Raw genomic sequence first — 12,420 nt, forward strand, 5'->3', positions numbered from 1 at the left:
TATATATTCTTAACCATCGAAAATCATGCTGACCACGTGCTTTCACCAGTGAAACTAACTTAAGTCTAGATGCCTCGGCTCGCGCTTCTGTTTCAGGATGATTGCAAATTCCTTACGCTAACTAACGTAGTAATGCGTATTGGTCGATGCTGTTCGGCGAATTCTATGCGTGACATCAGGCGCGAACCGATCCTGACCGACACATATGAGACTGTTGCTCAGTTCCGCCGGGCCGAGAGCAGCGCCTACATTTATCGCGTGAGTGGCAGGACTCGGAGCGGCCATAAGAACCGGCCGCGCTCGCAAGACGAAAACGTCCAGTTCATCGAAATAGAGTCCGAAACCCCTACCGGCCTACGGATAGCACAGGAGCGGCAAGGCCAGCTCGGTTCGGTCATTCTGGATGGGCGGACCTTGCGGTCCACGTGCGAAAGCAGTTCGCGCGGGGACAACGAACAGGTGCGTGTGTAGGCGGTCAGGCTAGTCAACCAACGTGGGCCGCGATCATCAGAAGCGCCGTCGCTCGACTTAAGCCTACTCCCTAGGCCAGTAAAATTAATAGCCCGAATCGCATCAAGCAATCCCTCTTATCAATGACGATAAACGTTGTTGCGTTTGCAACGGCCCCTTGCGCACTTTACTCGGCGCTTGGCCGCTGACCAACGGCAAACACCTGCAGTTCAAACTGCGATGAGGCGGGGGGAGCCTCGACGCAGGCGCGAGCGGGGGCGCTTCCCTCAGGGAGCCAGTCACTCCATTGTGAAGGAGTATCCAAGCGGCAGGATCAACGTAGTAATCCTCTCTGGAATTCCCCTGCTCCTGCTCAGAAAGTGCCCTGCGCCGGATTCGCGCAACGTCGACAACGAAGAGCATGTAAGGGCTGGGCCGATCAGTCTCAAACCACGCTGAAACATGCTCCTCCAGAATCGCTGGCGCGAATGGACGGAAAGATTCACGATTCTTGATTTTTAGATTCAGGACACTTTGCATCGTGACGTTTCGTGCGTCGCCGAGAATCGCCCGCGCGCCTAAGGACCGAGGGCCGAATTCCATTCGCCCCTGAAACCAGCCGACCACATTCCCTTCCGCGAGAAGATCCGCCACCTCGTCGAACATCTCGCTTTCAGCTACCGGTCGGAAAACCGCGCCGCAGGACATCAGCGCGGTTTCTACTTCGTCATTGCTATAGCTCGATCCCAACAGCGCGGATTTCATCGAATCGACACCGGTAAACTTCCGCGGCTGTTTCTTTTCCATGTGCCAACCAGCTAATGCCGCACCTAGCGCGCCTCCGCTGTCGCCGGCCGCCGGCCGGACCCAGATGTCGTCGAAGATTCGCGCCTTGAGCAATTTCCCATTCGCTATGCAATTCAACGAGACTCCGCCCGCCAGACACAATGCTGTTTGTCCGGTCTGCACCCTCACGGATTTCGCCAAACGCAACAGGGCATGCTCCAGAACGAGCTGGATCGAGGCGGCGAGATCGAACTCACGCCCGGTGATCAACGCTTCTGGTTTTCGCCGTGGTCCACCGAATAATTTTTCGAATTTCTCGTTGATCATGCTGTCTCCGACCGCGTAGTCGAAGTACTCCATATTCAACCAGAAGCTCCCATCCGGTTTGATATCAATAAGATGGTCGCAGATAGTCTGGAAGTAACGCGGCTCGCCATATGGCGCAAGCCCCATCAGTTTGTATTCTCCGGAGTCCACCTTGAACGGGCAGGCCAGCGCGCTGCCACCATCATGAGCCTGATACGGTCTGCACAACTTAACGGGCACGACCCGCACGCGTATCTGAAGGACATCCTCACGCGGCTGCCGACCCACAAGGCCAGCGACATCTCTGCATTGCTGCCGCATCGCTGGCAGCCGACGGTGATCGTCGGTTAGCCCAATCCGTCAAGACGGGTTTGCTGGCCACTTACAGTTTATTGACATGGGCGTCGTAACGGAAATACCGTTCGTGTATCCTCAGCATCGTTTTCAAATATGGACATCCGCGTACTTCGCTAATGCGAGACCATCGCCCGCCTCGGCAACATCACCCGCGCGGCAACTAAACTTCACATCGCGCAGCCCGCGTTGAGTGTTGCCGTGAAAAAGCTCGAGGAGGAAGTGGGCGTCACGCTCTTCACCCGTGGACGCAATCGCCCCGTGACCCTGACACCGGAGGGCGAATTGTTGATGCGCCGTGCGAAGCGCATCTTTCAGGAACTGGATTCAGCGCGACAGGAAATCGCAGACAGTCAGGAGTTGCGCACCGGTGAAGTCCGGGTGGGTATGCCGCCGATGTACGGACTGCAGTATTTCCCGCCCCTCATGCGTGCGTTCCATGCCCAGTACCCCGGCATCCGTGTTATTGCAATGCAGGGGAGCGCTGGCGAGGCCCGCTCGATTCTTGCTATCCTGGAGGGACGGCGCGTCGAGAAAGTGGATCGTTGCAAGGCATTGTCCCGTTCTCACGCACCGTCAGCCAGTGGCGCAATTGACAGATTCCGGTAACATCACGCCACCGTGCAGAACCCCAAAAAGCACCCTGTTCACGCCTTCGACGTCACGCTATTCAAGCCACCTCGGGTGATATCTTCGCGGCGGCAATCCGCGGCACGCTCGTCGATTCACGCACTACCAATTGCGTATCGAGCCGCGCCGACATGACCCGCCGCCCCGCGGTCAGCGCACCCATCAGCGAACGCGCCGCATGACGCCCCATCTCCGCGGCCGGAACCGCGATCGTCGTCAATGCGGGAGAAAAAATGGTCGTGTAATCGTCGTCGTCAAAACCGACCACGGAGATATCCTCGGGCACGCGCAGGCCGAGACGTCGGCATTCCGCAATGGCGCTCAGCGCGAACACATCTGCGTTGCACACCACCGCGGTCACATCGGGGAATTCGTAGTAGATCTGCCGCATCGCATCGGCGCCTTGCATCATCGCCGCGCCGTAGCTCTTTTCGATAATGTGGATGCCGTCGTTCAAACCATGCGCCCGCATGGTTTCCTCGAAGCCGCGCATGCGCGCCTGCTGACGGTCGTTGCCCTGCAGCGGACCGGCGACCATCGCCATATTCCTGTGACCAAGCCGGATCAGAAACTCCACGGCCTGCTTCGTCGCCGCGTAATTGTCGAAGCCGATGGACGGCACGATCGGATCTTCGTTATACGAATACGTGGTCACACAGGGAATCTGCGTTTCTTCCAGGTAGCTCCTGAGTCGCGGATCTTCGATCTTGCCGACCAGCAACAGCGCCTCGGCGCCGCGCTCGACGATCTTCTTGACCGCATCGAGCATGTTCCGGTTGTCGAACCCGTTCGTCACCACGAACACGCTATACCCCGCGGCCGTGAGTTGTTCCTCGAACGCGTGCGTCATGCGCGCAAACATCGAGTAATCGAGCGACGGAATCACTGCGCCGATGATGAACGACTTCTGCAGGCGCAGTGCCTTGGCCGCCGGATTCGGGCTGTAGCCCAATTGCATCGCCGCGTTGAATACCTTTTCCCGGGCCTCTGCGCCGACGCGATCGGGAATGTTGAACGCACGGGAGACGGTCGCGACCGAGACGCCCGCAGCCTTCGCAACGTCGAATACGTTCGCTTTTGCTTTCTGACTTTTCATGGCTCAGCAAGATGGGAACGGCGGACAGGGTCCGCTATTCCTGTTTTGACGAGCCAAGTGTATCACCGCGAGGCCGGTTGGAAAACGATTACACGCATGCCCGCCGTACCGCGGCGGGGTAATCATCCAGCAATCCGTGGGCGCTCGCGCAGCCATCAGTACGGACCTCTTTCACAGGTTTTCGTGGTTCGGTGAACGGCACCGTGCGCTTCGAGCCAGTCCGAAGCAGGCGCCTCGCCGCGATCGCACACATACCACACGGCGTTCGGGTCCGGCATCTCTTCGGTCCATACGCCGCGCAACCCCAGCGGTCGGGCGGCCGCGACCGCAGAGGCCACCGCTGCGGCCTTGCCGGTTCTGCACCGGATGGTCGTGAAGACAATCGGCGCGGCGGCGAAATCGTCAATGGCGAACCCGGGCAGCCCGTCGATCGCGTAAGGGGTCAAGATCGTGAGCCGCTGGCTGCTGACCAGCGCGGCCGCCCCCGGCAAAAAATCGCGCGTCCACCGTTCGACCTGCGCCAACGCGGCACGCTTTGCCGTGCGCTCGACCAACGAGTCGTATTCCCACAGGTGATAAAACGTCACCACCTCGCCGGGGATCAGCCAGTTGGCCACCAGCCGACCGTAAGCGCTGCCCCGGATCGGCATCGCAAGATCCCTGAACAGGCTGAAGTAAGCATCCGCGGCCCGTACGTCGATCCGGTACTCGCGCAACTCGTGAATCATGTCGAAGCACCCCTGGTCTGCTATCGGGCGGTATAGCCGCCATCCACCGTGAACATTGCGCCCGTGGCGAACGACGACTCGTCTGACGCGAGGAACAGAGCCATCGTCGCAATCTCGTGCGGCTGTCCCATCCGGTTGACCGGCGCACGCGCCTTCAGTCCGCTGACGAAACCGTCCGGATCGGGCACGGTGCGCAACATCTCTTCGTAATAGCTCGACCAGATCACGCCGGGCGCGATGCTGTTGATGCGAATGTTCTGCTCCGCGTGATCCAGCGCCATCGAACGCGTCAACGCAGCCACGCCACCCTTCGCCGCGACGTACGCCGCGCGGTCCGGAATGCCGCACACGGCGGCCGTGGACGAAATATTGACGATGGCCCCTTTGCCACGCCGCGCAATCTCGGGAATTGCATACTTCGAACAGAGAAAAACGCTTTTCAGGTTGACCTCCATAATGCGGTCCCAGTCGTCTTCCTCCGTGTTCACGACGGTCCCGCGAATCCCCAGCCCCGCGTTGTTGACCAGGATATCAAGACCGCCGAACGCACTGATCGTCGCGCCCACCGCATCGCGAATCTGCTGCGACACAACCACGTCGACGCCCACCGCGAGCGCGCGCTCGCCCAGCGTCGCAGCCACGCGCCGCGCCTGGTCGAGATTGCGGTCCGCTAACACGACCTGTGCACCTTCTTTCACAAAAAGTTCGGCGGTTGCTGCTCCAATGCCTGAAGCCGCGCCCGTCACCAGGGCTACTTTTCCTTCGAGTCGCATATCGTTTCTCATCTCTGGATTAAATGTTCAAGACGGCGGAAAACCGCTTCTTCGATGCTCATTGCCGCGAGCCACGAGGTGCGCGGGTTGTCCGGTAAAGGATTGTTTTCGAGGCGGATGAACAGATGCCCGAAGGCACCCTGGGCCTCGACTTCATGAATGTTCCTGTCGATGCCGGGATCGGCCGTTAGGACGACCGTCGTTTTGTCGAAGCCGATGCCGGCGAGTGCGACCGCAGCCGTGACATTGGCGTTCTTCGGGTAAAGTCGCGCCGATTCGCCGGCGCTGCCCTCGAAAATGACTGTCGGCCGATCGATCGCCAGCAGATCGAATTGCGACTCGGCAGGCGATCCGAGCCACGCGTGCAGCGGCTTTCTGCCGGTGTAGCGCACGAAATCGAGGCCACCTGTGCGCGCCGCATGCAATGCGTCGATACCGCCGATTGCGCCGGACACCAGCGTGACACGCGCGCCGCCGGCCTTCGCTGCGGCAGCGATCTCCTCGCGCAGCGATGACGAAGCGAGCGCGCCCACCGACACGACGATTGCGTCGACCCCACGCTCGAGCAGCGGCACCACTGCTTCGTGCACGGCGGCATGACCGGCGCACTCCACTGCGAGAGTCGGCCGCCACGCCACGAGCGTGTCGACATCATGAAAGACCTCGACGCCGTAAGTCTGCTTCAGCAGATCCGACTCGCCTGCGGCGTCCGGCACAAGGCAGCACCAGTCGAAATTCGCGGTGCCCAGTGTCTGCAACGCGGTGGCGACGCGCTTTCCCATCGCCCCCATGCCGATGATCAAAATACGTTCGCGAACCTCCGCGGACTCAAGAGGCACTGCAGCTAACTCGCGGACCGTCATGCCGCCCTCCGGTCCAGAAAAGCGGTCACGTGGTCCGCAAACACATCCGGATAAACCTGCGGGAAAAAATGTCCCCCCACAGCGCCGACGAGCATCGCATTGCGGATGCGGCGCGCGAGATCTTCGGAATGGTGAAACGGAACGATGAAATCGTCTCGCGCGCCGACGATCAGCGCCTCGATATCGAGTGCGGCCAGTTCCTCAGAGCGCTCATAACCGAGCAGCATCTCGATCCGGCGCAACGCCGTCTGCACATCGAACTCGTCGTCGCCATCGAATCGCAGGCGGTCCGCAGCGAGATGCTGCTCGTACCAGCGGGCGTCGTAACCGAAGAGCCGCGCGAACGCCGAATAAGCGCGCGTGCCGAGCTTTTCGAGCATCAGGTGACGCAGATCGAACAGATCCCTGAAGCGGCGATCCGGCTTCGCCCACCCGCCGCTGAGTACGATCTTCGCGCAACGCGAGCGGTGATCGATTGCGAGCGTTTGCGCGACGAGGCTGCCTGTCGAGTGGCCGATCATATGAGCCACACGCACGTCCTCCACGTCGAGCACCTCGAGCGCCGCCTGCGCAATCAGTGCAATGCGCTGATCCGCGGCCTTCGTACTGCCGCCGACACCGGGATGATCGAACGCGATCACCCGGAAGCGGTCTGCGAGAAGTTCCGCCACAGGCCGCCAGAACGATGCGTGTCCACCGAGACCTGCGATGCAAACAATCGCATCGCCGCGCCCGAGCGCCTCGTAATAGACACCTGAGCTTGTATGCCTGCCCATCGCTCAGCTCCCATCCCGTGGAGTGGAAAAGACCGTGCGTGCTTCGATCTCAGCGACGTTCTCCGGTCGCGCAAACGGTTCGGGAGCAGCTTCGCCCGGCTTGCGTCGACGGCCGATTTGCCGGAAGAAAGTCTCGAGACCCGAGGGCAGGAAGAACCAGGCCCAGTGCAGATCGACATCGCCGTCGTTGATGAACGTGTGGGTACGCAGCTTGCCGAGAAACAGCGTCATGCCCGGCTCGAGCCGGTACTCGGCGCCATCCAGAACGGCCTTGCCGTGACCCGCGATGAAATGCAGGACTTCCTCATTGTCGGTATGCGAATGCAGCCTGACGACGCCGCCGGGCGGCACCGTCTGGGTTCCCACCGAGAACGGCCGATCCATCGGGACGAGATGCGGCGCCACATGGACAGACGCATAGCCATTGGCCGGCTGTGGCTGCCAGTAACTCTCTTCGTCGCGTGGATGCACGAGCAGAAACTTGCCGCCCTCGCCTGCGGCGCGTTGCGCCGGCTGCTTCAATCCACCTGTTTCATCACCATTGCTGCTCATGCTCACTCTCCGTACGGAATGACATGTGACCTATAAATACGAAATCGATTACCGCTCAATGAATCGCGTTATAGCGCTCTATTCGTTTGAATTACCTTGTCTTTTGGTAATCGATTTCACCTTGAGGCTGAGTGTGACGCCTTACGACTCCACGCCGGCCTACTCTCTCCAGATGTCGTTTAACCGATAGCCGGTGGGGAACGGGTCGGACCGATCGAGGACGTACTGATGAAACCCGGTGATCCACGCACTCCCCGTGATCGCGGAACGAATGCCGGGTCGGCCGCCCACCGTCAGCGTCTCGACGATCTCGCCTGTGAACTCCGTGCCGATAATCGACCGGTTCAAGAACTTCTCGCCCGGCTCGATCAGACCGCGTGCGTGCAGCACGGCAAGCCGCGCACTGGTGCCGGTGCCGCAAGGCGAGCGATCCAGCCTGCCCGGCGACACGATCACACCGTTTTTCGACGCCAGTCTCGCCGGGGTACGTTCGAGCGGACCCGCAAACAGCGTCTGATTGATCGTGTGAATCTCCGGCATTTCCGGATGGACTGCCGGAATCTGCTCGGCTGCGGCGGCCTTGATCGCTTCACCGATCTTCACCATGTCTGCCGCTTCGGACGGCTCAACTGAAAATCCTACGGAAGCCGCATCGACCAGCACATAGATCATCCCGCCGTACGCAACGTCCACGGTCAGCGTTCCGAGGCCGGGTACTTCGACGGGAAGATCCAGGCCGAACACGAAACACGGCACATTGGCGAACCGGACATTCAGGCACTTGCCGTCCCGACACTCTGCTTGCACCTCCACGAGGCCGCCCGGCGCCTCGAGAACCAGACGCGTATAAGGTTCCTGCATCGGCAACATGCCGGTTTCGAGCAACGCCGTCACGGTGCAGATCGTGTTGCTGCCGGACATCGGCACGTAGTACTCCGACTCCATGATGACGAACCCCGCGTCCGCCCTGGGATCGCAGGGCGGCAGCACCAGATTGATACATTGCGTGACACTGCCGCGCGGCTCCTGCAACAGGAACTTGCGCAGATCGTCTGCCTCGCGCTCGAGATATTGCATCTTCTCGAACATCGTCTTGCCTGGCACGTCGAGCACGCCGCCGGTAATTACATCGTTGCGTTCGCCGGCTGTGTGAACGCCGACCACCGTAATCATTCGCTTCATTTCCATGGCCTGATTTCCTGCCTGAGTTCGTGCCTGATCCTCGATCGGAAGCGGCGTCGCCGCCCCTGTCCATGTCCCTGCCCGGCTAGAAGCGCTTCAGCACTTTTCGCTCGATCCTGCCGACGCAGCGCGTGAGCGGAAACGCGACGACGAAGTAGATGAGCGCCGTTGTCGTGAGAACTTCAACTGGACGCGCGCTCGTATTGGCAATGTTCTGGCCGACGAACATCAGGTCCGCCATGCCGAGCGCGGACACCAGCGCACTCTCCTTGAACAGGCTGACGATGTTCGACAGCAGCGGCGGCATCGCACGCACGAAAGTCAGCGGCAAGATGACATGGACGATGCGCGTCATCCGGCCAAGACCCAGCGCCACGCACGCGTCGAGCTCTTCCTTGCGGATCAGCGCGAGGGAGCCGCGGAACGTTTCGCACGTAATCGCGCCCATGTACAAGGACAGCGCCGTCAGCGATGCGACGACGATGCCGACGTCGACGTGAAGCAGAAGCGGCAGGCAGAAGAAGAACCAGAACAGTTGCACGAGCAACGGTGTGCCGCGGAACAGCTCCACATAGCCGGCCGCCAAAGCGCGCACGGGCGCGCTGCCGTATGTACGCAACAGGCTCGCAATAAACCCGAGCACGATGCCCGCAATCGATGCGCCGACGGTCAGCTTCAATGTGAGCGCGAGCCCGGCAAGCAGAGGGTCGATGTATCCCAGAAGAAACAGAAAATTGAATTTCATACCGTTACACCGAATAGCGCAGCGCACGCCGGCGTTCGACGCCCCGAAGAATCTGGGCAACGGCCACCGATACGGCCAGGTACAGCAACCCTACTGTCGTAAAGACCTCGAGCGGCCGGTAGGTGTCGGACGCCAGTTCCTTGCCGCGATACATCAGTTCCTGAATCGCCACGACGGAAAGCAGTGAGGTCTGCTGCAATGCTGAAATACCGTTCGTCACGAGTACCGGATAGGCGCTTCGGAACGCATGCGGAAGGACGATGTAGATGGCGCGCTGAAACGGCGACAAGCCGAGCGCGATACCCGCATCATGTTGTTCCCGCGGCACCGACTGAATGCCGGCGCGGTAGGCTTCCGCGTTGAAGGCCGTGAGATTGAGCGAGATGACGAGAATGCCCATCGTCACCGGTGTCAGAAATACGTTGAAGATGATCGGCACGCAGTAAAAGAACCACACCACCTGGACCAGCGCGGGCGTGCAACGAAAAAATTCGACGAATGCCGAAACCAGCATACGGATCAGCCGCGAACGGGCCTGCGACAGCAGGCCAACCCCGAACCCTGCAACCACGCCGATTGCGTTCGCACACAGCGCGATCAGGAAAGTGATTGCGAGACCCTGACGCAATGCGTCGAGCCCCGACGAGATCGACGAGAAATCGAAGGAGTAAGTCACGCTGGCACTCCTAGTCAATGTGCAGGACGTTGTTCAGAAATTCGCGGGTCCGCTCATGCTGCGGGTTCCTGAACAACTGCTCGGGCGTACCCGACTCGACGACGACGCCGTCCGCACAGAAGAGAATCCGTGAGGCGACCTTCTTCGCGAACCACATGTCGTGCGTGACCATGATCATCGGCATCGCGTTCGCGGCCAGTTCCTGAATCACCAGTTCGACTTCCGCGACCAGTTCCGGGTCGAGTGCCGACGTGACCTCGTCGAACAGCATGAGCTTCGGGTCGAGCATCAACGCGCGCGCGATCGCCACGCGCTGCTTCTGGCCGCCCGAGAGCTGGGCCGGATAGGCGCGTGCCTTCGCTGCGAGACCGAGCCGTTCCAGAAGGTGGAGCGCGCGCTGTTCAGCCGAGCTGCGCGACTCCCCTTGTGTCTTGCATGGGGCCAACGTGAGATTACGCAGCACATCCAGATGCGGGAAAAGCGTGTAGTGCTGAAAGACCATGCCGACCCGCTTGCGAATCGCCAGATCCATGCGGGTTTGCCGGGATTTGGGATCGAAAGACAGATAGCGCTGACCATCGAATTCGACGCTGCCGCCGTCGATCGTCTCAAGGCCCATCAGCACGCGCAGCAACGTGCTTTTGCCGCCGCCGCTCGGGCCGATTACGACGAGCCGGTCGTCGGGTTGCATGTCGAAATCCAGCCCTTTCAACACCTGCAGAGTGGGACTGTATTGCTTGCACAGCCCTCGCATCCGTACCAGCGGTTGCACGCCGCTGTACGCAGGTGCATCTGCCGGGTTGAAGCCGTCGCGCGACGGTGCTGCATCCCTCTCGTCCATGGTTTGCCGGCCCACCTTCATCACTTGTTCCATTTGCTTTCCTCGCAACGGCTGCGCGTGTCATCAGCTTATTGCTTGACCGACTGCGCAGCCTGCTTGACCGCGGCGTCCACGCTTGTCTTCACGAAACCCGTCCTGGTCTGCTGCTCGATAAACTGGTTAAGCAGATTCAGGTCGGCAGCAGTGAAACTTTTGTTCAGACCAAACGCGACGTCTTGCAGATTGAACGAAGGGGTCGCGCGGAAAATCTCGGCCCAGTCGGGATGCGCCGCCTGGAAGATCAGATTCGCGTCGGATTGATCGGCCAGCAGATCGGCGCGATGGGAAATCACTGCAAGACGCGTGCTGTCTGCATCCGGCAGACGGAGGATTTGCGCCTGTTTGATGGCCGGCGTGATGGCCTTGTCGTCGGTGGTCCCCTGCACCACCGCGATAACGATGCCCGGCTTGTCGATGTCGGCCACCGATTTGATCGGCGTCGGCAACTTCGAATCGGTGCGGCTGTACACGAAGTCCGTATCGTTGCGAACCACCGCGGTCGAGAAGTTGATCACCTGTTCCCGAACCGGCGTACGGTTGATGGCCATCGCCAGGTCCCACTTGTTCGTTTGCAGCCCCGCGACCATGTTGTCCCACGTCGTATCGACGAAGCGGACTTTCACCTTCAGTACGCTCTCGCCGAACTTGCGGCACAGATCGCTAAAGGCACCGGAGTAATCGCCGGTTTTCGGATCGCGCACGACGAACGGCGGCGCCAGCGCCGCGCCGCAGCGCAGTTCGCCGGCTTTGCGGATCGACGCAAACGTGGTTTCTTCCGCACTGGCGGGCGCCATCGCGCTGCCGATTCCGCTCGCGATACACACGCTCAACACAATTGACTTCAGGGTCGAGCGCAGCGTTTTCCGATCGAAAATCGATTGCGCCTCAGCAGGATGCATGGTCTTCATGATAGTCGTAGGTTCCAAAGAATGAACACAGGGGCACGGGTTTGAAGGCTCTGTATCCGGAACGCGCCGCGCCTTCCCGGCGCGACGCTTCCAACGTTTTCAGCCTATTCGTCTGACGTGGTAATCGATTACACAAAATACTGAAAAACACACGATGATCCGCGTGCTCCGCGCTGGTGACCTAGCGCTTGCTGCTCTTGGCGCATCCGGAGTGCGTAAACCCATGCTAGGTGAAAAAAAAATGCGTGTAAAGGATTACACGCATCCGTAAATACGAGCATTCGTCGGCGGTATCGCGAACCGGCTCGACGCCGACCTCGAACGCACGCAAAAACAGCCGTGGCCGGCGCCCGTGCCGCTCCTTGCATCCCAATTACTGGCATATTCAAAATCAATTAAACAAACGCCGGCAACGGTCGATAACAAGTTAAGCCGCTTCCCTCCCGCGGTTGGACTTTTCATGCAGAGCTCATACAACTATTTGCTGGTCACGATTTCGTTTGTCGTTGCGACACTCTGAACGGCGTCTGCGCATTAGCCTCGATCAGCGCCGACTCGGCATCCACCTGCGAGGGATATAACTGCAGATCGAAGGACAGCCCGAATTCCCTCAGTAGTCTGAAGTGTTCCAACCAGCGCGGCTCGGTCAGATAATCGAGCGCGACATAGTTATACTTGGGATCGCCGTGCCAGGTTGAGCACCTGGCGAATACCC

General features: G+C 60.1%; 13 protein-coding genes and 2 pseudogenes. 3 read left to right on the forward strand and 12 right to left on the reverse strand.

Features of this window, described 5'->3' with window-relative positions; translation table 11 throughout:
- Nucleotides 1-354: 354 nt before the first annotated feature.
- Nucleotides 355-444, forward strand: a pseudogene (locus tag BUS12_RS39350) (IS5/IS1182 family transposase); the annotation flags it as partial.
- 129 nt (nt 445-573) lie between these two features.
- Here BUS12_RS39350 and BUS12_RS37820 read toward each other — a convergent pair.
- Nucleotides 574-1,689 carry a carbamoyltransferase C-terminal domain-containing protein gene (locus tag BUS12_RS37820; protein WP_143788316.1) on the reverse strand — a complete coding sequence of 372 codons (1,116 nt, stop codon included), beginning with the start codon at nt 1,687-1,689 and terminating at the stop codon, nt 574-576.
- A 30-nt stretch (nt 1,690-1,719) separates the two neighbouring features.
- On the opposite strand from BUS12_RS37820, the pseudogene BUS12_RS13305 reads away from it, so the two are divergent.
- Both BUS12_RS13305 and BUS12_RS13310 read left to right on the forward strand, forming a co-directional pair.
- A pseudogene (locus tag BUS12_RS13305) lies at nt 1,720-1,893 on the forward strand (transposase domain-containing protein); the annotation flags it as partial.
- Between the two features lie 132 nt (nt 1,894-2,025).
- On the forward strand, nt 2,026-2,505 hold the full coding sequence (locus BUS12_RS13310) for a LysR family transcriptional regulator (RefSeq protein ID WP_290439572.1): 480 nt from the start codon (nt 2,026-2,028) through the stop codon (nt 2,503-2,505).
- 61 nt (nt 2,506-2,566) lie between these two features.
- Here the strand turns inward: BUS12_RS13310 and BUS12_RS13315 are convergent, their stop codons facing one another.
- The 11 genes from BUS12_RS13315 to BUS12_RS13365 all read right to left on the reverse strand — a co-directional run bounded on the left by BUS12_RS13315 (nt 2,567) and on the right by BUS12_RS13365 (nt 11,705).
- The gene (locus tag BUS12_RS13315; RefSeq protein WP_074296123.1) at nt 2,567-3,622 is read right to left on the reverse strand and encodes a LacI family DNA-binding transcriptional regulator; all 1,056 of its coding nucleotides are present in this window, start codon (nt 3,620-3,622) and stop codon (nt 2,567-2,569) included.
- A gap of 155 nt (nt 3,623-3,777) precedes the next feature.
- The gene (locus tag BUS12_RS13320; protein ID WP_074296124.1) at nt 3,778-4,350 is read right to left on the reverse strand and encodes an NIPSNAP family protein; all 573 of its coding nucleotides are present in this window, start codon (nt 4,348-4,350) and stop codon (nt 3,778-3,780) included.
- A gap of 20 nt (nt 4,351-4,370) precedes the next feature.
- Nucleotides 4,371-5,123 carry an SDR family oxidoreductase gene (locus tag BUS12_RS13325; protein ID WP_074296125.1) on the reverse strand — a complete coding sequence of 251 codons (753 nt, stop codon included), beginning with the start codon at nt 5,121-5,123 and terminating at the stop codon, nt 4,371-4,373.
- A gap of 8 nt (nt 5,124-5,131) precedes the next feature.
- Complete coding sequence (locus BUS12_RS13330; RefSeq protein ID WP_290439560.1) at nt 5,132-5,962, reverse strand: aspartate dehydrogenase; 831 nt, start codon at nt 5,960-5,962, stop codon at nt 5,132-5,134.
- A gap of 20 nt (nt 5,963-5,982) precedes the next feature.
- Complete coding sequence (locus tag BUS12_RS13335) at nt 5,983-6,762, reverse strand: alpha/beta fold hydrolase (protein WP_074296127.1); 780 nt, start codon at nt 6,760-6,762, stop codon at nt 5,983-5,985.
- Between the two features lie 3 nt (nt 6,763-6,765).
- Nucleotides 6,766-7,314: a cupin domain-containing protein gene (locus BUS12_RS13340; RefSeq protein ID WP_083640374.1), complete on the reverse strand. Its 549-nt coding sequence runs from the start codon at nt 7,312-7,314 to the stop codon at nt 6,766-6,768.
- A 159-nt stretch (nt 7,315-7,473) separates the two neighbouring features.
- On the reverse strand, nt 7,474-8,502 hold the full coding sequence (locus BUS12_RS13345; protein ID WP_074296128.1) for a proline racemase family protein: 1,029 nt from the start codon (nt 8,500-8,502) through the stop codon (nt 7,474-7,476).
- 79 nt (nt 8,503-8,581) lie between these two features.
- Nucleotides 8,582-9,241, reverse strand: a complete 660-nt coding sequence (locus tag BUS12_RS13350; RefSeq protein ID WP_074296129.1) for an amino acid ABC transporter permease — start codon at nt 9,239-9,241, stop codon at nt 8,582-8,584.
- 4 nt (nt 9,242-9,245) lie between these two features.
- Nucleotides 9,246-9,917 carry an amino acid ABC transporter permease gene (locus BUS12_RS13355; protein WP_074296130.1) on the reverse strand — a complete coding sequence of 224 codons (672 nt, stop codon included), beginning with the start codon at nt 9,915-9,917 and terminating at the stop codon, nt 9,246-9,248.
- Nucleotides 9,918-9,927: 10 nt separating this feature from the next.
- Nucleotides 9,928-10,791: an amino acid ABC transporter ATP-binding protein gene (locus BUS12_RS13360; RefSeq protein WP_253190064.1), complete on the reverse strand. Its 864-nt coding sequence runs from the start codon at nt 10,789-10,791 to the stop codon at nt 9,928-9,930.
- Nucleotides 10,792-10,826: 35 nt separating this feature from the next.
- Nucleotides 10,827-11,705, reverse strand: a complete 879-nt coding sequence (locus BUS12_RS13365) for a substrate-binding periplasmic protein (RefSeq protein ID WP_253190065.1) — start codon at nt 11,703-11,705, stop codon at nt 10,827-10,829.
- Between the last annotated feature and the right edge of the window lie 715 nt (nt 11,706-12,420).

Source organism: Paraburkholderia phenazinium (assembly GCF_900142845.1).
GTDB classification, from domain to species: Bacteria; Pseudomonadota; Gammaproteobacteria; order Burkholderiales; family Burkholderiaceae; genus Paraburkholderia; species Paraburkholderia phenazinium_A.

Bases quoted from the DNA above. Each gene is read 5' to 3' on its own strand.
- BUS12_RS13365 (WP_253190065.1), bottom strand. From the start codon at position 11,705: ATGAAGACCATGCATCCTGCTGAGGCGCAATCGATTTTCGATCGGAAA.
- BUS12_RS37820 (WP_143788316.1), bottom strand. From the start codon at position 1,689: ATGGGGCTTGCGCCATATGGCGAGCCGCGTTACTTCCAGACTATCTGC.
- BUS12_RS13360 (WP_253190064.1), bottom strand. From the start codon at position 10,791: ATGGAACAAGTGATGAAGGTGGGCCGGCAAACCATGGACGAGAGGGAT.
- BUS12_RS13350 (WP_074296129.1), bottom strand. From the start codon at position 9,241: ATGAAATTCAATTTTCTGTTTCTTCTGGGATACATCGACCCTCTGCTT.
- BUS12_RS13320 (WP_074296124.1), bottom strand. From the start codon at position 4,350: ATGATTCACGAGTTGCGCGAGTACCGGATCGACGTACGGGCCGCGGAT.
- BUS12_RS13340 (WP_083640374.1), bottom strand. From the start codon at position 7,314: ATGAGCAGCAATGGTGATGAAACAGGTGGATTGAAGCAGCCGGCGCAA.
- BUS12_RS13345 (WP_074296128.1), bottom strand. From the start codon at position 8,502: ATGGAAATGAAGCGAATGATTACGGTGGTCGGCGTTCACACAGCCGGC.
- BUS12_RS13325 (WP_074296125.1), bottom strand. From the start codon at position 5,123: ATGCGACTCGAAGGAAAAGTAGCCCTGGTGACGGGCGCGGCTTCAGGC.
- BUS12_RS13315 (WP_074296123.1), bottom strand. From the start codon at position 3,622: ATGAAAAGTCAGAAAGCAAAAGCGAACGTATTCGACGTTGCGAAGGCT.
- BUS12_RS13335 (WP_074296127.1), bottom strand. From the start codon at position 6,762: ATGGGCAGGCATACAAGCTCAGGTGTCTATTACGAGGCGCTCGGGCGC.